The sequence below is a fragment of the Mesorhizobium delmotii genome (assembly GCF_900149755.1).
GTDB classification, from domain to species: domain Bacteria; phylum Pseudomonadota; class Alphaproteobacteria; order Rhizobiales; family Rhizobiaceae; genus Mesorhizobium; species Mesorhizobium delmotii.
The window spans coordinates 52315-69624 of the sequence record NZ_FUIG01000025.1 but is presented as its reverse complement, the minus strand read 5'-3'; the positions used below and the strand labels follow the sequence as shown (position 1 = coordinate 69624).

Below are 17310 nucleotides of genomic sequence, written 5' to 3'. Positions count from 1 at the left end.
GATTGCAGGCTTTCCGGACCGGCATCTTTCGCCATGCATCAGCGCATGACCCCGAAAAGTTGCAGATTTTTCGGACCGGGATCATGTGCCAGGCAACGCATGGCCCCGAAAAGTTGCAGACTTTTCGGATCAAGGTCATGCGCCAAGCAAAAGCCACGATCATGAGTGTCAACCACGCCCAGCGCGTCGACCTCGAAGTTGTCGCCGATCTCATCCCGCCCCAGTCGCGGGTGCTGGACGTCGGCTCCGGTGATGGCCTGCTGCTCGAATTGCTGCAGGCGACGAAGCAGGTCGACGGCCGTGGGATGGAACTGTCGCAGCGCGGCGTCAACGAATGCGTGGCGCGCGGCCTGTCCGTCATCCAGGGCGACGCCGACAAGGACCTCAAATTCTATCCCGACAAGGGATTTGATTTCGTCGTCCTGTCGCAGACCTTGCAGGCGACCCGCAACCCGAAGCTAGTGCTCGACGAGTTGCTTAGGATCGGCAAGCACGCCATCGTCTCCTTCCCCAATTTCGGCCACTGGCGGGTGCGCCTTTCGCTGTTCGTCGAAGGGCGGATGCCGGTGACCAAGGACCTGCCCTATTCCTGGTACGACACGCCCAACATCCATTTCTGCACCATCCGCGACTTCGTCAATCTCTGCGAAGAGCTCGGCGCAACGGTAGAAAAGGCAACCGCGCTCGACGCCAATGGCCAGAAAATCGGCCTGTCGATGCCTTGGTGGTTCTGGAATTTCTTTGGCCAGCAAGCGGTGTTCCTGCTGAAGCGATAACGGCCGTCGCATATGGCGCGCGGCCGGCAAGAGTCCGGAGACCATCTGCGACTGTTCGCCATTCATCGACCAAGTCTAGCTAGCGATCAAGCTCCGGAAAATACGGATCGGAGAAAAACTGGCGGCCGCGCTCGCCTTGCAAACAGTCGACCGGCGTTGCCGCATCGACCCGGAGTGTCGCGGGAGCGGCCCTGGGACCGGCAACACCGCTGACCTCCAGGACCAGCTTGCGGCGTATGGCGGTCACGAATTCGGAAGCGGCATAGACCGGCAGCACGAAGGAACCTGGCCCGCCGGTAACGCACTCGGCATAGTACCGGTCGAGATGGCTAAAGCTGGGCGACGGGCTGATCAGGATCGGCAGGCCGTTGACGACGATGTCCTTTGCCACCGCGGCGTCGCGTGTCGTGGTGACGGGCATCCCGGTATTGTTGGGGCCATCGCCTGAAATGTCGATGACGCTGCGCGTCGCGTCGAAAGCGGCTCCATCCAAAAGCTTGGCGCCGAAGGCGAGCGCACCGGAAATCGAGGTGCCGCGAAAGCTCCTGAACGGGCGCGCCTCGATCTTGTCGGCGAAAGCGTTAGCGCTCTCAGCATTGTCGATGACCTGCCAGGCAATGACCGCATCGTCGCGGACGGTGCCTGCCCATTCGAAATAGGCCAGCGCAATGCGGCCGGTCACGCCCGAACGCACCGCATTGATGAAGTCGGGGTGGCGCAGCGCCTCGACATAGCCGGCGCGCTGCAGCGCGAATTCCTTTTCGTCCATCGAGTGCGAAATGTCGACCGCCAGCACCAGTTCGACGTCCACTGCAATGGCATCGGCGGGCGCGGCCAGTGGTGCTGCCTGAGCGCAGGCAAGGCAGGCAAGCAGGCTAATGCATGTCGCCCAAAAGTGCGCAGCGGCTTTGGGGTAACGACATGAATAGAAACAGAGGCTTAAAGCGTGTCGCATGAATCTCTTGAATCTCTTCACCGGGACGCGCTTTAAGCGCGTCAAGCATGGGTCCAACGCCGCAGGCTTTCGAACGATACCAGGCAATCTTTCGCTGCGATCACGGCGAAATAAAGCTTGCCGGCGTATAGCCGGCTACGTCTCTTGGTAGGCTGCGGCGACAGCCGGGGGTGGTTCGATCGCGCCGGCCCTGACACGGACTGGCTTGAGAGCCGGTCGCTCGATGTCTTTCACAATCGCCAATGAGCGTGGAAAGAATTCAATGTTCTGCTGGCCTCGGCCGATATTGAGGATTGCGGCGTCGGCCAGACGCGCCTCCAGCATCGACAGCACCCGCCTCAGCGTCGCGCCGTCGAACGTGTCCAAGGCCTCGTCGATGATCACCCATTTCGGCTGCCGCAAGACCAGCCGGGCAAAGGCAAGCAGGCGCTGCTCGTCATCGCTCAATTCGCGCTCCCAGCGCGCCGAGCGGTCGAGCGAGGACGACAGACGCCCGAGACCGACCTCGGCAAGCACCGCCGAGATCTCGGCGTCGCTAACCGCCGCATCGGCGTGGTCGAGCACTTCGCGCAGCGTGCCGAGCGGGAAATAGGGTTTTCGGGGAACGAAGGCGGGCACCTCTCCGGCCGGCATGCCGATCCGCCCGCTTCCCCACGGCCACAGACCGGCAATGGCGCGAAAGAACAGCGTCTTGCCGGCGCGCGGATCTCCGGTGATCATGACGCGCTCGCCGGCGCGGATTTCGACATGGGGCTCGGCGAGCTTCGTACATCCATCCCGCGACGCAATCTCGAGGTTCTCGAATGTCAACCTGCCATTCGGGTTTTCGCCGATCGTGATGCGTTCTTCGGTATCGTGCAGCACATCCGTTTCAACGAGCGCGATGCGGAAATCGGCGACGCGCATCAGCGTGGCGCGCCAATCGGCGATACCGCCGATATTGTTGATGAACCAACGTAACGAGGCATGCACCTGGTTGAAGGCGCCGACTGCCATCATCAGCCCGCCGAAGCTGATATCGCCGGCAAAATAGACCGGCGAGGCGACGAGGATCGGTGCGACGACAGTGATCCAGCCATAGGTATCGGTCACCCAGGAAAGATTGATCTGGGCGCTGTAGATGCGCCGCATCGCGCCGAGCACCGTGCCCAGGTCGAGCTCGAGCCGTCGTCTCGCGTCGGCCTCGCCGTGCGCAAGCGCGATGGCATCGACATTCTCGTTGACGCGGACCACCGAGGAGCGCAGCTCCGCTTCACGCGTATAGCGGTCGCTGTTGAAGCGGATGAGCGGCCGTCCGACCAGCCAGCTCAGCCAGGAGGCCGTGCCGGCATAGAGGATCGCGGCCCACACCATGTAGCCCGGAATGGCCAGCGAATAGCCGCCGATATGGAAGACGAAGCCCGAAGACAGCGACCATAGGACGCCGACGAACGAAACAAGCAGAATGAATGACTGCAACAGCCCTATGCCGAGACCGGTGGAAAGATCGGAGAGATGCCCGGCATCCTGCTGCAGGCGCTGGTCAGGGTTGACGCCGATGGCGCCGGCGTTGGCGAGCCGGAAGGCACGCGCCGGCCGCATCCATTCACCGATCAGATCGAGGGTCAACGCCTCGCGCAGCTTCAGCCGGATCATCTGGTCGAGCCAGGTCTGGCCGACATTGAGCACCACGAGCCCGCCGGCGATGGCGGCAAAGACCAGAAGCTGGTGCAGGAAGCCCTGCATGTCGCGCCGAGCCAGCGCATCGTAGAAGGGCTCGTTCCAGCGATTGAGCAGAACCTGCCCGATCGAGGTTGCCACAATGACAGCGACTATGCCGACGCAGGCCCAGAACAGGTGTTTGCGGATCGGCGAGGTCCCCAGCGCCAGCTTGATGGTCGCCAATTGGTCGCTCAGGCTGCTGGCCTCGATCGATGCGGCAGCCGGCTTGGCGCTGCCTTCGACATCCGGATGATCAGCCATTGGTGAAGTCCTTCAATTCGGAAGCGGTGCTGAAACCGATGAACATGTCGACTCAATCGGGTACCTAACCCGCCCTCGACAGATAGGTGAGAAAAAGCGCGATTCCGATCACGAACATGTCATCGACGGCCCGGCAATGTTGCGTTCCCGGTCGGCGATATCCGGCCGAGCCTTGTGGCGCCATGCGGCGAGAAAACCGGCACGAAGACGCGGCGAGAGGCGCGCTGGACGACCGGCACGCCCTGATAGAGCCGCTTCTGCGCCTCGACGACGATGACGCCGGAAAAGATCGGCCAGAACCTGCGACCGGCGCGCTCCAGCACATTGTGGAACTGCATCATGAAGCGTCGCCGCGATGGCGGGAAGAACAGGGCGTCGGACCAGGCCGCGGGCGTGAAGTTTGCTTCGCGCAGCAATTCGGTGAGCTGGCCGCGCGAAAACGGCCGGCCGCTGCCGAACGGCGTATGCTCGAAACGGGCCCAGACACCGCGCCGGTTGGGCACGACGATGACGACGCGGCCGGCGGGCGACAGCACCCGCCAGATTTCGTTCAGCGTCTCGCGCGGGTTCTCGGCATGTTCGAGTGAATGGACGAGCAGCATGCGGTCGATGGAGGCATCGACCAGCGGCAATTCCTCATCGAAGACCAGTGCGGTGGCGGTCGGCCCCGTAGCCGGCCAGACCACCGCGCCTTGCGTTGCCGGCATGAAGGCAAAGACACGCTCCGCGTCGGTGCCGAACCGATCCAGCCACGGCAAGGTGTAACCGAGACCAACCAGCCGCTCATTGGGCACGACAGCCCATATCGAGGACAACGCCATGGTGATCGAGCGTTCGGCCAATCGCCCGAGCGTGGTCGAATAGAAGGAGCGAAGGTCGATGATATCGGAATGCATGCGCGGGACGGTATCTTCGATGCTGTCCAAGTTCAACAAAGGCGCCAAGTTCTACAAAGGCGGATGACATCCGCGGGCAAGCGCCCTATGTCTGCGGCGACTACTGCGTCGGCCCGAAATCGGTTTCGATTTCGGAAAGCACGATGCAGCAGATAAAAAGTGTTAGAGCGTCCTTTGTGCGTCCAACTGGACGCACGGCGCACTAGTGGAGAGACGCCATGCCGGTTGAAATGGAACAGTTCATGTGCCGCAGCGACAATTTCGGTGTGCTGGTGCATGACCCGAAAAGCGGCCAGACCGCGATCATCGACGCGCCCGAGGAGGCGCCGATCCTGGCCGCGATCGAGCGTACCGGCTGGACGCCGACGATGATCCTGACCACCCATCACCATGTCGACCATGTCGAGGCCAATCTGGCGCTGAAGGAGCGCTTCAAGCTGCGCATTGTCGGACCGGAAGCGGAAAAGGCAAAAATTCCCGGCATCGACGAAACCGTCGAGCAGGGTTCGGTCATCCACCTCGGCGACGAGAGGATCGACGTGATCGCCACGCCCGGCCACACGGCGGGCCATGTCTCCTATCATCTGCCGGCATCGAAAGTGGCGTTCACCGCCGACACGCTGTTCGCGCTCGGCTGCGGCCGGCTGTTCGAATGCGAGCCGCCGGTGATGTACGATTCGTTGAAAAAGCTCGCGGCGCTTCCGGCCGAGACGGTCGTTTATTGCGGCCATGAATACACGCTCTCCAACGCCCGCTTCGCGCTGACCGTCGACCCGACCAATTCGGCGTTGAAGGAGCGCGCTGCGAAAATCGAGGCGCTGCGCGCCGACGGCAAGCCGACGCTGCCAACCACGATCGGCGAGGAACTGTCGACGAATCCGTTCCTGCGCTGGCACGATCCGGCAATCCGCAGGCATCTCGGCATGGAGAAAGCCTCCGACGCCGAAGTGTTTGCCGAAATTCGCAAGCGCAAGGACAATTTCTGAACACCATGACGTGCTGGAATTCATGACCAGTTCCGCCGAAATCATCGCAACGCTCGGCCTGAAACCGCATCCGGAAGGCGGCTGGTATGCCGAGACCTTCCGCGATGGCGCGGAGGGCGCGCGCGGCCATTCGACCGCGATCTATTTCCTTTTGGAGCAGGAGCAAGTGTCGGCCTGGCACCGCGTCAAGGACGCGGCCGAGGTCTGGCATTTCTATGCCGGCGCCCCGTTGGCACTGTCGATTCATCGGGAAAACGGGCCGGTGATCGAGCAGGTGCTCGGCGCGGCCTTGGCGGCGGGCGAGCGGCCGCAGATCGTCGTGCCGGCAGGCTGGTGGCAATCGGCACGCAGCCTAGGCGAGTGGACGCTGCTCGGCTGCACCGTGGCGCCGGGCTTCGATTTCGCCGCCTTCGAACTGGCCGAATCGGGTTGGAGTCCTAGCCCAACAGGAAACCCATCGTGATCGCCAGCTGGGCGGCGTAATACAGCATCCAGGCCGCGTTGCGCATCCAGGCGCGGTGTGGCGAGATGGCGCTTAGCAGGAACTTTTCCGAGGCGAGCAGCCCGTCGGACGCGATGAACAGCGCGGCGCCGCCGATGATCCAGAAATTGCTCAGGGTGAGGGCTGAAATCGCCATGGCGAGGATTGCCGCGATATAGACGCTGACCGGAAGGCGCAAGGCGGGGCCGACACGGCGCCAGAGCGCAAAAAGCATGGCGAGCGCGAACACGGCCATTGCCATGGCAATCGCTGCGCGCCACGGCTCGGCCGACAGCAGCCCGACCCCGTCGCCGAAGCGCAGGTACAGCGCGATGTAAAGCCCATGCGCAACGAGAAAACTGGCCAGCCCGCCGAGAAAAGCCTTTTCACCCTCGCGTGACAGGAACGCGTCGCCGATGGCACTGAGCGTCAGCGCAGCGACGAGCAGCCACGGACCGCCCTGCAGCGATGCCAGCACGGCAAGCATTGCCACGGCCAGTGTCTTGACCGCAGAACGCGCAAGCTTCGGCGGCATGTCGATGGTGAAGGCGTAGATCACCGCCGCCGCCAGCGAAAACAGCAGCGTCGCATTGGCGTTGGCGTCGATGCCGCCGGGAAACGGCGTCATGCCCCTGCCTCGCGCGTTGCCTGCTTGCGCAAGAACAGCGATTTCGCCGCAAGAGCCGCCCCGCCGGTGATCAGCACGCAGGCGGCGAGGACGCGCAGGGACGGTTCGGCGAAACCGGCTGATATCAGCACCAGCGTCGACAGCAGCGGCGCGGCATAGCTCGCCGCGCCCAGCACCTGGATGTTGCCGCGCTTGACGCCGATGTCCCAGGCGTAGAAGGCCGCGCCCACCGGCATCAGCCCAAGGCCGAGCACGGCCAGCCACTGGCCGGCGCCGACAGGCAGCACCGTCTCTTCCAGCATGAGATGGCAGACAAGCGAAAGCGCTGCCGTAGCCGCACAGAACCAGGTGACGATGCTGGTCGGCACCGACGGGAAGCGGCGCGACAACAGCGAATAGGACGACCACAGCACGGCGCAGACGCCGGCCATCGCATAGCCGAAGGCATAGCGTGCGTCGAAGGCAAGCCCGCCACCCTTGGTGACGATCAGGACAGTGCCGGCAAGACCGAGCAGTGCGCCGACGACATGGTTCCAGGCCAGCCGCTCGCCCGGCATCAGCGCCGATCCGAGCACGATCAGCAGCGGCCACAGATAGGCGATGAGGCTCGCCTCCACCGCTGGTGCGTTGCGCAGCGCGGTAAAATAGAAGAAATGATAGCCGAACAGGCCGGCAATGCCGATCACCCACACTTGCGGCGGTATCTTCTGCCGGCTGGCGGCGGCCGGCATGAACAGCCGCGCGACGAGCCCGACGCTGGTGCCGATCGTGAAGGTGATCGCCGAAAGCAGGAACGGCGGCACCGCGCCGGAAGCGTCCGTAAGCAGCGCCAGCAGCGCCCACATGGCGACCGCCGAGAAGCCGATCAGTGTTGCGCGCCCCATGTCCGTCTCCGGCGGCGCGCGATCGCGCCTATTCTGTTGCTTCGAACCGCTCCGCGCTGACGGTGAGAGTGCCGATTTTCGTGCTGACCGTGGCGTGGATCGGCGCATATACGCCAGTTTGGCCGACCGGCGCAAACGTCACCATGATGCGGCTGCGATCCTTCAGGTACTTCAAAGCTTTGCGGTTCTTGCGGTACCCCGCCACCGGCTCAAAGCCCAGCCTGCAAGTGACGGTATCGCCCTTGTAGCCGCGCACCGAGGTCGAGCCTTTCGAATCGTAGGTCAGCGTCAGATTGGCGCGCATCTCGCCATCATAGAGTTTCACCGTGCGCCCGCAGACCTTGTCGAGACTATCGGCATGGATGACAGTGGCGGCCATCGGATCAAGCACCGACGCGAGATGGCTGGCGCCCAGCGGTATCCAATTCTTGGGATTGCGCTTCTTCGGCGCAGGCACGACCTTCGTCGCGGTAACAGTGCCATTGGCGAACTGGATATCGATCATCGACGCCTTCTCGCCCGACTTGTAGTCGGCGCGGAACGCTTGCGGCTGCAATTGCTTGCCCGAAATCGTGCCCTTTGACGAGACCGTGCCACGCGTGTCGTCGAATATTGTGGCGAGGCCGGCGCTGGAGACGCTGCCGTCGATCGAATAGGTGTCGCCTTCGTAACTGCTGGAAAAGCTTGCCTTGGCCACCGAGAAGCCGTGGATCGATACCGTATACTCGCCCTTGAAGGATTGTGGCGTGGCGGCAGACGCTGCCGTCGGCAGCGCCACGGCAAGCGAGGCAAGGAGAGCAAGAGACGAACGAAGCATGGCGGGGATTGATCCTCGATTTTTCAGCGGAAGCGGACAACTCCGGCCTGGTATCTCCTTGTGCGACCGCTTATAGGCTGAATTCCGGCCTTTATGTGAAAGGCGTCGTCACACCCGCGCGCAAGCCGGAGCTTGACGCATCGGCGAAATGCAACTATGGAACGCCAACTTTTTCCATAAGGCCGCCTGACCGAAACTGCGCGCCACCCGGCGCGGGTCGAATGTTTGGCCAGACCGAGAACTGAAGGTTTAGAACCATGTCCCGCACCTGCGAACTCACTGCCAAGGCAGTCATGTCCGGCAACAATGTGAGCCACGCCAACAACAAGAGCAAGCGTCGCTTCCTGCCCAATCTCGTCAATGTGACGCTGATCTCGGAAGCGCTGAACCAGAATGTTCGCCTGCGCATTTCGGCCAACGCGCTGCGTTCGGTCGAGCATCGCGGCGGCCTCGATGCGTTCCTTGCCAAGGCCGACGTCAAGGAGCTGTCGCAGCGCGCGCGCCTGCTGAAGAAGCAGATCGCCAAGAAGCTTGCCGAACAGCCGGCCGCTTAATTTTTCAGGCAACCGCCTTCCAAGGAGTGTCGTCCGAACTCGGCATGACACCCCGCTGGTTCCATTACCCAGGATAAAAAAATGAGTTTTGTCTCCCGATATCTGTCCTTTGTTGCGTCCATGGCGCTTGTCGTGGTGGCGTCGAACATCCTCGTGCAGTTCCCGCTGCAAGGTGCGATCGGCGGCTTGTCGCTGGCCGACATTCTGACCTGGGGCGCCTTCACCTATCCGTTCTCCTTCCTGGTCACCGACCTTGCCAACCGCCGCTACGGTCCGGCCGTGGCGCGCCGGATCGTGTTTGTCGGCTTCACGGCGGCGGTAATCTGCTCGGTCGTCATCCCGCCCCTGCTGTTCCGCTACGGCTTGATCGAGTTCGAAACGGCCGCCGACCGGCTGGTGCGCATTGCGGCGGCTTCCGGCACCGCGTTCCTGATCGCGCAACTGCTCGACGTGACCGTGTTCAACCGGCTGCGCCGGCAGAGCTGGTGGCGGGCGCCGATCGTCGGCACGCTGGTCGGCTCGGTATTCGACACCGCCGTGTTCTTCACCGTCGCCTTTTCGGCGGCTTTCGCCTTCGCTGGCCCGAACGATGGCTTCGCGCTCGAAACCGCGCCGCTGATGGGCGTGCTGCCGGTCGAGACCATGCGCTGGGTGTCATGGGCGCTCGGCGACCTCGGCGTGAAGCTGATCATCGCCGTGGTGGCGCTGATCCCCTACCGGCTGCTTGCCGCCCGCTGGAGCCAGCCGGCACTGGCGGCATAGAGCATGATCCCTGAAAGTGGGAACCGGTTTTTGCTATCGCTGACCTGCGGTTCGGAAAGGATCATGCTCACAGGTTCTCGAGCATGATCCCATGGGTCCAGCTCGATACCGCGCAAACGCCTGACGGCGACCACGAGCTTCGCCTGAAACAACGCGGCGCCGAATTCTCGATCATGCTCGGCTCGAACGAGCTGATGAACAGCCGCCTCAGCGGCTCCGAGGAAGCGCTGGCCCGGCTGTCCTGCCAAAGGATTGCCGGCCATCGCCAGCCGAAAATCCTGATTGGCGGGCTGGGCATGGGTTTCACGCTGCGTGCCGCTCTAGCCGGGCTTGGCGCCGATGTCCGTATCGTTGTCGCCGAGTTGGTGCCCGCCGTCGTGGCGTGGGCGCGCGGCCCGATGGCCGCGGTGTTCGGTGGCTGTCTCGACGATCCACGCGTGACTGTTCGCGAAATGGATGTCGGGCAGCTCATACGATCGGAAGCCTCGGCCTGGGATGCCATCCTGCTCGACGTCGACAACGGTCCGGAAGGGATCGTCCACCAGGCCAACGATGCTCTCTACAGTATAGCTGGGCTGATCAGCGCGAGAGCAGCGCTCACGCCCGGCGGCGTGCTGGCGGTCTGGTCGCAGGGACCCGACAGCGGTTTTACCCGCAGGCTCAAGCAGGCGGGCTTCGCGGTCGAGGAAGTCAAAGTCCGCGCCAACGGCAAGCGCGGCGCCCGCCACGTTATCTGGATCGCGACCAACGGACCCCGGCCTGCGGCAACCGGCGCCAAGCTGTAGACTTGTTATCGACCGTCCCTTGCCGACCGCCTCTCAATCCTCGTGCAGCACAAATTCCAGGTAGAGATTGCGCTGCAGCATCGAGTGGTTGTCGTCGGAGATCAGCGACACCATCAGCGCGCCGTCGTCGCGGGTCCAGACGTCTAGCCCTTCCATGTTGTCGATCTGGTAGCTCATGTCGGCTTCCATCAGCACCGGCCCGTCGGCAACGGCGCCCTTCTCGACGCTCTCGCCATAGATGCGCCGCAGCCGGATCTTGACGCCGCGGGCCATCGAATAGCTGCGCTCCAAAAGCAAGAGGTCGCCGTCCGGCAGGAAGGCGCCGTCGGTGATATCGAAATCGCCGTTGCGCTTAACGGTGAAAACGCCTTTGTGCGGCCCTTCGATAACAGCCGCATAGATGTTGCCTGATTTGTCGAGGCTCTTTTCCGAGACCACGACCAGCCCGCCTTCGTGCTGCCCGTGAGGATTGGCGTGGGTGATGGTCTCCAAGCCGCGATTCCGTCGGAGCTCCCAGGCAGGAACCAGGAAGTCGAGCTGCCTGAACGGCGGCTTCATGTCGCCCGGTTCGATCTTGAACTGTGCAATGCGGTGATCGCGCTCGAAGCCGACTGTGGCAATGCCGTCCTTGACCGCAAGCCCTTCCGCGTCGACCTGCCATTTCTCATCGATCACATGGCCCGCCTCGTCGGCCATTTGCTGCATACGGAAATTCCGGATGCCGGACGGGCGCTTGTCGGCATCATGGGTAACCGTGCCGAAGAACCAGAAACCGGTGTCGGCGACGCCGATCAAATCACTGCCGGGCTTGAGGAAGCGAAACGCCGACAGCGCGCCGAAATCGCGTGACGGCGAGGTCATTTCTAGCCCGCCGACGAATTCAAGCGGGCCGAACCGCTTCTCGTCACGGCCGATGTGAAACCGGTCTATCGGCCGTGCCGAGATTTCGATCGGCTCGACCGAAGCGGTGCCGGCGGCGATGCAAGGCGACAAGGCGATGCCGGCAACGAACAGCGCTGTGGCGGCGAAAAGCGTCTGCCGAAAGCCGCCCCGCGAAAAAATCATCCGGCGCGCCGCATGCCGCCGCGCCGCGTGTCCCGCGTACTTTCCTCGCCAAACAGCGAGGCCAGTTGCTCGGTCATGGCGCCGGCCAGTTCCTCGGCATCGACGATGGTGACGGCGCGCCTGTAATAGCGGGTAACGTCGTGGCCGATGCCGATGGCCAAAAGCTCGACCGGCGAGCGCGTCTCGATCAGTTCGATCACCGCGCGCAGATGCCGTTCGAGATAGTTGCCCGGATTGACCGACAGCGTCGAATCGTCGACCGGTGCGCCGTCTGAGATCATCATCAGGATCTTGCGCTGCTCCGGCCGGGCGATCAGGCGGTTGTGCGCCCAAAGCAGCGCCTCGCCGTCAATGTTTTCCTTGAGCAGGCCCTCGCGCATCATCAGGCCGAGATTGCGGCGCGCCCGCCGCCACGGATGGTCGGCGGATTTGTAGATGATGTGGCGCAGATCGTTGAGCCGGCCGGGATTCGGCGGCTTGCCTTCCTTCAGCCATTTCTCGCGTGCCTGCCCGCCCTTCCAGGCGCGGGTGGTGAAGCCGAGAATCTCGACCGAAACGCCGCAGCGCTCCAGCGTGCGCGCCAGAATGTCGGCGCAGGTGGCGGCGACCGTGATCGGCCGGCCGCGCATCGAGCCCGAATTGTCGAGCACCAGCGTCACCACCGTGTCGCGGAATTTGGTGTCACGTTCCTGCTTGAAGGACAGCGGCTGCATCGGGTCGATGACGACGCGCACCAGCCGCGCCGGATCGAGATAACCCTCTTCGAGGTCGAAATCCCAGGACCGGTTCTGCTGCGCCATCAGGCGGCGCTGCAGCCGGTTGGCCAGCCGGCCGACAACGCCCGACAGGTTGGCAAGCTGCTTGTCGAGGAAGGCGCGCAGCCGATCTAATTCCTCTTCCTCGCACAGGTCCTCCGCACCCACCGTCTCGTCGAAGGCGGTGGTGAAGACCTTGTAGTCGATCTCCTTCGACAGGTTGGTGAAGGGATTGTCGTTGCGGCGCGCCTCGCCGGGTGTCTCGGCATCGGCGTCGTCATCGTCGGACAGGTCGTCGGCGGTGGCATCGGATGCCTCCGTCTCGGCCGATTGCTCGTCGTCGGACGACGCCTCGGTATCGTCGGACTGCGACTGCTCGGAGCCGGAATCGTCCTCGCCGCCCTCCTCGCTCTGTTCCTCGCCTTGCGGCTGGTTTTCGTCATTGTCTTCGGAGTCTTCGGTCTCCTGGTCGTCACTGAGTTCCTCGGCCATCTCCATGGAAGCCAGCATCTCGCGCACGACGCGGGCGAACGCCTGCTGGTCGTCGAGCTTTGCCGACAGCCCGTCGAGATCGGCGCTTGCCTTCTCCTCGACCCACGGGCGCCAGAGGTCGACCAGCCGCTCGCCGCTCTTCGGCACGGCGCGGCCGGTCAGCTTTTCGCGGACCATCAGGGCCAGCGCTTCCTCGATCGGCGCATCGGCCTTGTCCTTGACGTCGATGAGGTTGGCCCTGGCGTATTTGTCCTCGAGCATCGAGCCGATATTGTCGGCCACACCTTGCATGGCGCGGGAGCCGATCGCCTCGACGCGGGCCTGCTCGACCGCATCGTAGATGGCGCGGGCCTGCTTGCCCTCCGGCGCCAGCCTGGTGTGGATGCGCGTGTCGTGGCAGGCGCGCTTCAACGCCATGGAATCGCCGAGCCCGCGGGTGATGGCGATGTCGGCCTTGGACGCTTTTTTCGGCAGTTCGGGCAGCCGGGCGCGGCTGCCGGCGAGCGCCGGCCGATCCTTGGCGAAACCGACTTCGAGGTCCTTGTCGCCGGCGATCGCGCGCATGCAGACGGTGACGGCGCGCTTGAAGCTGTCGGCTTCAGAACCCGTCTTCGACTTGTTGCGCGTGTTGTCGCCCGGACCCGCCATCGATCATTCCTTGGAGCATGACCCCGAAAATCGGAATCGAGCCATGCTTACCCCAGCACCACATTCGCCGCGGATTCCGGCAGATCCTGGCCGAAGGCGCGCTGGTAGAACTCGGCGACCAGCGAGCGTTCCAGTTCGTCGCATTTGTTGAGGAAGGTCAGCCGGAACGCCATGCCGATATCGCCGAAGATCTCGGCATTCTCGGCCCAGGTGATGACCGTACGCGGGCTCATGACAGTCGACAGGTCGCCATTGATGAAGGCCGAACGCGTCATGTCGGCGACACGCACCATCTTGTTGACGATCTCCTTGCCCTTGCCGTCGCGATAGTGCTTGGCCTTGGCCAGCACGATGTTCACCTCATTGTCGTGCGGCAGATAGTTCAGCGTGGTGACGATCGACCAGCGATCCATCTGCGCCTGGTTGATCTGCTGGGTGCCGTGATAAAGGCCGGTGGTATCGCCGAGACCGACGGTGTTGGCGGTCGAGAACAGCCGGAACGCCGGATGCGGGCGGATGACCCGGCTTTGGTCGAGCAGCGTCAGCCGGCCGGACGATTCCAGCACGCGCTGGATGACGAACATCACGTCCGGACGGCCGGCATCGTACTCGTCGAAGCACAGCGCGACATTGTGCTGGTAGGCCCAGGGCAGGATGCCGTCGCGGAATTCGGTGATCTGCAGCCCGTCCTTGACGACGATCGCGTCCTTGCCGACGAGATCGATGCGGCTGACATGGCTGTCGAGGTTGACGCGCACACAGGGCCAGTTGAGGCGGGCGGCGACCTGCTCGATATGCGTCGACTTGCCGGTGCCGTGATAGCCCGCCACCATGACGCGGCGGTTGTAGGCGAAGCCGGCGAGGATCGCCATCGTCGTGTTCTTGTCGAACAGATAATCCGGGTCGATGTCGGGCACATGCTCGCTTGTCACCGAATAAGCCGGCACCACCATCTTGGACTCGAAGCCAAATTTCTCCTTCACCGACACGGTGGTGTCGGGCAGGTTGGCGATGTCGCGATCGACCTTCATCTTTATCAACGTCTCCACGGGCGAAACGCCGCGTTTCGCCGGCAATCGATTTTGTTCGGGGGCGGTCTTAAAGCCTTTTCCAACCTTATGAAAGTTGGAAAACGACCCGGACCGTAAGGTCGCTCAGCACAATCCTGCTTGCTTGAGCACGCGATAGGCCTGGAGCACATCGCGGAACCGGTCTTCCGAACCTCTGTCGCCGCCATTCGCATCCGGATGGTGGCGTTTCACCAGTTCCTTATAACGCGCCTTGATGTCCTTGCCAGTCGCCTTTGTATCAAGGCCAAGCGTTTCCAGCGCCTTGGCCTCAAGCGGCTTGGCCTTGCGCTCACGCGCCTCGCGCGGATCCTTCGGGCCTTTGAACAGGTCGAACGGATCGCGCATGCGGTTGTAGTAGCCGGCGCGGCCGGAACGCTGCTGGGCGAAATCGGGCGAGGAGCGCGTCGAGGCGCCGTTGACGCCCATCTTCCATGTCGGCCGGTGGCCGGTCATCGCTTCCTTCTGGAAGCGGGCGATCTCGGTATCGGGGACACCGGAGAAATAATTGAAGCCCTTGTTGTACTCGCGCACATGATCGAAGCAGAACTGAAAATATTCGCCCTCTTTCATGCGTCCGACCGGCGCGCGATGGGTGCCTGCCTCCTTGCAACCGTCCCACTGGCAGATCGGCGAGCGCGACTTCAGCTCCGCATCCTTCTCCGGGCGGATGCGAATTTTCTCGAAATATTTGGGGTACGGTTTCATCTCACCCATTTATGGGCTGTTCGCCGGTGCGAAACAAGAATTGACATTTTCGCGATGATCGCCCTAACCGCTGAATCGCGGCATAAAGCGGGCGATCGGCGAATTTTGTCGCGGCGGCGGCACCGCGCGTCCTTCTGGACGCGCAAAGGGCACCGATTTTCGGGGGTCATGCGCGGGCCATATGTGGTGAAGGGAAGTACGAATGTCCATACAGTCAACGATGGAAGGCAAGTTGAAGAAGGCGTTCTCGCCGGAGCGGCTGGTCATCATCAACGAAAGCCATCTGCATGCCGGCCATCACCATCAGGACTCCGACCATCACGGCACCTATGACGGCACCGGCGAGACGCATTTCCGCGTCCGCATCGTCTCCTCGGCCTTTGCCGGCATGAGCCGCATCGAGCGCCATCGCGCGGTCAACGAATTGCTGGCCGACGAGCTGAAGGCTGGTGTCCATGCGCTGGCGATCGAGCCGGCCGCGCCGGACGAAAAGACGCGCTGGTAAGTTTCCAAGGCGGGTCGCGAATCCGGTCAGATCAATGCTTCGATGAGAAACGGCCCGGGGCGGGACATGGCGCTGTCCAGCAGCGCGTCGAACCGCTCGCAAGTCCCGGCGCGGGCGGCTTCTACACCCATGCCATTTGCCAGCGAAACCCAGTCCAGCGCCGGTTGGTCGAGATCAAGCATGCGTCTGGCATTCTCGCCAACAGCATTCACGCCGACATTGCGCATTTCGCCATGCAGGATCGCGTAGGTTCGGTTCGAGAAAACGATCGTGACCACGTCGAGCTTTTCCCTTGCCTGCGTCCACAACCCCTGCACGGTATACATCCCGCTGCCATCCGCCTCCAGGTTGACGACCTTGCGGCCGGGACAGGCAATCGCCGCCCCGGTTGCCAGCGGGATGCCTCCACCTATCGATCCACCGGTGGCCATCATGTAGTCATGCGGCGCTGCGAAGGCCGATAGGGCGAAGTAGCGTCGCGCCGAAGTGACGGCCTCGTCGCAGACGATGGCATTGGCGGGAAGTCTTCTCGCCACCAAAAGCGCCATTGCATCGTCGGTCAGCTTACCGCGCGGGGTTGACTCGTCGGGAAAGGCCGTGGCGATGGGAAGCTGCCGCGATGGCCTGACGCCAAGTTCCTCGCGAAGCGCCGCCAGCGCTGCCTTCAGATCCTCGCCGTGCGCGGCCAGCGTCAATACATCACAACCCTCACGGACGAGCCGTCCCGGCTTTCCCGGATATGCAAAGAAGGCCACCGGTTCCTTGGCGCCGACAAGGATCAGGACATCGATGTCGTCGAGCAAGGCCGCCGCGGCGTCGATCGGATAGGGGATGCGCACGGGCGCGACACGGCCACGCCGCGCTCCATGCGCGCGATCAGAACCTCGCCAAACACGCGAACATCCATCGCCGCCGAGATCTGGCCGGCGATCTCGAGCGCATCGGCGCGCGCCGCGAGCCCACGCACGACGATGCCCGCGCGCCCTGGAGCGGCACGTATCGCTTCGGCAATCTTGCGGACAACACTCATGTCGACCGAAGGCGACGGGGGAAGCTCCACCGTGGCCAACGAGACCGGGCTGGCATCACCCCAAGCCGCGTCCGCCGGCAGGATCAAGGTCGCGATCCCCGGAGGCATCAGCGAGGCGCGAAAAGCCGCTTGCGCGGCGGGCGCGATGTCGGCCGGACCCGCGATGCGACGGACCCAGTTCGACATCGGCGCCGCGAGGCTTTCGATGTCGCTGGTAAGCGGCGCGTCAAGTTCAAGATGATAAGAGGCATGATCGCCGACAATGTTGATCATCGGTATGCGGGCGCGCCGGGCATTGTGGATATTGGCCAATCCATTGGCCAGTCCAGGGCCGGTGTGGAGCAGCGTCGCGGCCGGCCGGTCGGTCATCCGGGCGTAACCGTCGGCAGCTCCCGTCACCACGCCCTCGAACAGGCCGAGCACACAGCGCATTTCGGGCTTGCGGTCGAGCGCCGCCACGAAATGCATTTCAGAGGTGCCGGGGTTCGCGAAGCAGACGTTCACGCCGTTCGCCAAAAGCACGTCGCACAGGACGTCGGCCCCATTCATGAACT

General features: G+C 63.3%; 17 protein-coding genes and 1 pseudogene. 7 read left to right on the top strand and 11 right to left on the bottom strand.

Annotation, left to right across the window (positions count from 1 at the left end; all coding sequences use genetic code 11):
• Positions 1–161: 161 nt before the first annotated feature.
• Positions 162–776 (top strand): methionine biosynthesis protein MetW, encoded by a 615-nt coding sequence (metW, locus tag BQ8482_RS16505; protein ID WP_023797197.1) that lies wholly within the window; start codon positions 162–164, stop codon positions 774–776.
• A gap of 79 nt (positions 777–855) precedes the next feature.
• Here metW and BQ8482_RS16500 read toward each other — a convergent pair whose 3' ends face one another.
• The 3 genes from BQ8482_RS16500 to BQ8482_RS16490 all read right to left on the bottom strand — a co-directional run bounded on the left by BQ8482_RS16500 (position 856) and on the right by BQ8482_RS16490 (position 4589).
• Positions 856–1656 (bottom strand): DUF1194 domain-containing protein, encoded by an 801-nt coding sequence (locus BQ8482_RS16500; protein ID WP_425294106.1) that lies wholly within the window; start codon positions 1654–1656, stop codon positions 856–858.
• A 210-nt stretch (positions 1657–1866) separates the two neighbouring features.
• A complete protein-coding gene (locus tag BQ8482_RS16495) occupies positions 1867–3693 on the bottom strand; it encodes an ABC transporter ATP-binding protein/permease (protein WP_123148619.1) in 1827 nt (608 codons plus the stop codon).
• A gap of 119 nt (positions 3694–3812) precedes the next feature.
• Positions 3813–4589: a class I SAM-dependent methyltransferase gene (locus BQ8482_RS16490; RefSeq protein WP_123148652.1), complete on the bottom strand. Its 777-nt coding sequence runs from the start codon at positions 4587–4589 to the stop codon at positions 3813–3815.
• A 218-nt stretch (positions 4590–4807) separates the two neighbouring features.
• Between BQ8482_RS16490 and gloB the strand changes: the two genes are divergently transcribed.
• Together gloB and BQ8482_RS16480 are read left to right on the top strand one after the other, a co-directional pair.
• Positions 4808–5575, top strand: a complete 768-nt coding sequence (gene gloB / locus BQ8482_RS16485; RefSeq protein ID WP_123148618.1) for a hydroxyacylglutathione hydrolase — start codon at positions 4808–4810, stop codon at positions 5573–5575.
• Positions 5576–5597: 22 nt separating this feature from the next.
• On the top strand, positions 5598–6038 hold the full coding sequence (locus BQ8482_RS16480) for a cupin domain-containing protein (RefSeq protein ID WP_123148651.1): 441 nt from the start codon (positions 5598–5600) through the stop codon (positions 6036–6038).
• On the opposite strand, the gene BQ8482_RS16475 is transcribed toward BQ8482_RS16480, so the two are convergent.
• The 3 genes from BQ8482_RS16475 to BQ8482_RS16465 are packed head-to-tail and all read right to left on the bottom strand — an operon-like array spanning position 6013 to position 8385.
• Positions 6013–6684 (bottom strand): lysoplasmalogenase family protein, encoded by a 672-nt coding sequence (locus BQ8482_RS16475; protein WP_123148617.1) that lies wholly within the window; start codon positions 6682–6684, stop codon positions 6013–6015. The genes BQ8482_RS16480 and BQ8482_RS16475 overlap by 26 nt on opposite strands.
• A complete protein-coding gene (gene yddG / locus BQ8482_RS16470; protein WP_123148616.1) occupies positions 6681–7568 on the bottom strand; it encodes an aromatic amino acid exporter YddG in 888 nt (295 codons plus the stop codon). Before yddG ends, BQ8482_RS16475 begins: the two co-directional genes overlap by 4 nt.
• Positions 7569–7596: 28 nt before the next feature.
• A complete protein-coding gene (locus BQ8482_RS16465; protein WP_123148615.1) occupies positions 7597–8385 on the bottom strand; it encodes a DUF3108 domain-containing protein in 789 nt (262 codons plus the stop codon).
• Between the two features lie 257 nt (positions 8386–8642).
• Here BQ8482_RS16465 and rpmB point away from each other — a divergent pair, with 257 nt between their 5' ends.
• From rpmB to BQ8482_RS16450, 3 genes are all read left to right on the top strand, one after another.
• Positions 8643–8939, top strand: a complete 297-nt coding sequence (gene rpmB, locus BQ8482_RS16460) for a 50S ribosomal protein L28 (RefSeq protein ID WP_123148614.1) — start codon at positions 8643–8645, stop codon at positions 8937–8939.
• Positions 8940–9020: 81 nt separating this feature from the next.
• A complete protein-coding gene (locus tag BQ8482_RS16455; protein WP_123148613.1) occupies positions 9021–9701 on the top strand; it encodes a queuosine precursor transporter in 681 nt (226 codons plus the stop codon).
• 83 nt (positions 9702–9784) lie between these two features.
• A complete protein-coding gene (locus BQ8482_RS16450; RefSeq protein ID WP_123148612.1) occupies positions 9785–10486 on the top strand; it encodes a spermidine synthase in 702 nt (233 codons plus the stop codon).
• 33 nt (positions 10487–10519) lie between these two features.
• Here BQ8482_RS16450 and BQ8482_RS16445 read toward each other — a convergent pair whose 3' ends face one another.
• The 4 genes from BQ8482_RS16445 to BQ8482_RS16430 form a co-directional block, all read right to left on the bottom strand.
• Complete coding sequence (locus BQ8482_RS16445) at positions 10520–11551, bottom strand: esterase-like activity of phytase family protein (RefSeq protein WP_123148611.1); 1032 nt, start codon at positions 11549–11551, stop codon at positions 10520–10522.
• A complete protein-coding gene (cobT, locus tag BQ8482_RS16440) occupies positions 11548–13446 on the bottom strand; it encodes a cobaltochelatase subunit CobT (protein ID WP_123148610.1) in 1899 nt (632 codons plus the stop codon). The genes BQ8482_RS16445 and cobT overlap by 4 nt, the downstream gene beginning before the upstream one ends.
• 47 nt (positions 13447–13493) lie before the next feature.
• Positions 13494–14477, bottom strand: coding sequence for a cobaltochelatase subunit CobS (gene cobS, locus BQ8482_RS16435; protein WP_123148650.1), 984 nt, complete (start codon positions 14475–14477; stop codon positions 13494–13496).
• Between the two features lie 123 nt (positions 14478–14600).
• Complete coding sequence (locus BQ8482_RS16430; protein ID WP_036262308.1) at positions 14601–15230, bottom strand: J domain-containing protein; 630 nt, start codon at positions 15228–15230, stop codon at positions 14601–14603.
• A 193-nt stretch (positions 15231–15423) separates the two neighbouring features.
• On the opposite strand from BQ8482_RS16430, the gene BQ8482_RS16425 reads away from it, so the two are divergent.
• A complete protein-coding gene (locus BQ8482_RS16425) occupies positions 15424–15726 on the top strand; it encodes a BolA family protein (RefSeq protein ID WP_123148609.1) in 303 nt (100 codons plus the stop codon).
• 26 nt (positions 15727–15752) lie between these two features.
• Here BQ8482_RS16425 and BQ8482_RS16420 read toward each other — a convergent pair.
• Positions 15753–17305, bottom strand: a pseudogene (locus tag BQ8482_RS16420) (acetolactate synthase large subunit).
• Between the last annotated feature and the right edge of the window lie 5 nt (positions 17306–17310).

What these genes read in the sequence shown, in the direction of transcription:
- BQ8482_RS16430 (WP_036262308.1), bottom strand. Translation starts at nt 15,230, where the DNA reads ATGGGTGAGATGAAACCGTACCCCAAATATTTCGAGAAAATTCGCATC.
- BQ8482_RS16455 (WP_123148613.1), top strand. Translation starts at nt 9,021, where the DNA reads ATGAGTTTTGTCTCCCGATATCTGTCCTTTGTTGCGTCCATGGCGCTT.
- gloB (WP_123148618.1), top strand. Translation starts at nt 4,808, where the DNA reads ATGCCGGTTGAAATGGAACAGTTCATGTGCCGCAGCGACAATTTCGGT.
- BQ8482_RS16425 (WP_123148609.1), top strand. Translation starts at nt 15,424, where the DNA reads ATGTCCATACAGTCAACGATGGAAGGCAAGTTGAAGAAGGCGTTCTCG.
- BQ8482_RS16490 (WP_123148652.1), bottom strand. Translation starts at nt 4,589, where the DNA reads ATGCATTCCGATATCATCGACCTTCGCTCCTTCTATTCGACCACGCTC.
- BQ8482_RS16445 (WP_123148611.1), bottom strand. Translation starts at nt 11,551, where the DNA reads ATGATTTTTTCGCGGGGCGGCTTTCGGCAGACGCTTTTCGCCGCCACA.
- BQ8482_RS16495 (WP_123148619.1), bottom strand. Translation starts at nt 3,693, where the DNA reads ATGGCTGATCATCCGGATGTCGAAGGCAGCGCCAAGCCGGCTGCCGCA.
- BQ8482_RS16465 (WP_123148615.1), bottom strand. Translation starts at nt 8,385, where the DNA reads ATGCTTCGTTCGTCTCTTGCTCTCCTTGCCTCGCTTGCCGTGGCGCTG.
- BQ8482_RS16480 (WP_123148651.1), top strand. Translation starts at nt 5,598, where the DNA reads ATGACCAGTTCCGCCGAAATCATCGCAACGCTCGGCCTGAAACCGCAT.
- yddG (WP_123148616.1), bottom strand. Translation starts at nt 7,568, where the DNA reads ATGGGGCGCGCAACACTGATCGGCTTCTCGGCGGTCGCCATGTGGGCG.
- cobT (WP_123148610.1), bottom strand. Translation starts at nt 13,446, where the DNA reads ATGGCGGGTCCGGGCGACAACACGCGCAACAAGTCGAAGACGGGTTCT.
- rpmB (WP_123148614.1), top strand. Translation starts at nt 8,643, where the DNA reads ATGTCCCGCACCTGCGAACTCACTGCCAAGGCAGTCATGTCCGGCAAC.
- BQ8482_RS16450 (WP_123148612.1), top strand. Translation starts at nt 9,785, where the DNA reads ATGATCCCATGGGTCCAGCTCGATACCGCGCAAACGCCTGACGGCGAC.
- metW (WP_023797197.1), top strand. Translation starts at nt 162, where the DNA reads ATGAGTGTCAACCACGCCCAGCGCGTCGACCTCGAAGTTGTCGCCGAT.
- BQ8482_RS16475 (WP_123148617.1), bottom strand. Translation starts at nt 6,684, where the DNA reads ATGACGCCGTTTCCCGGCGGCATCGACGCCAACGCCAATGCGACGCTG.
- cobS (WP_123148650.1), bottom strand. Translation starts at nt 14,477, where the DNA reads ATGAAGGTCGATCGCGACATCGCCAACCTGCCCGACACCACCGTGTCG.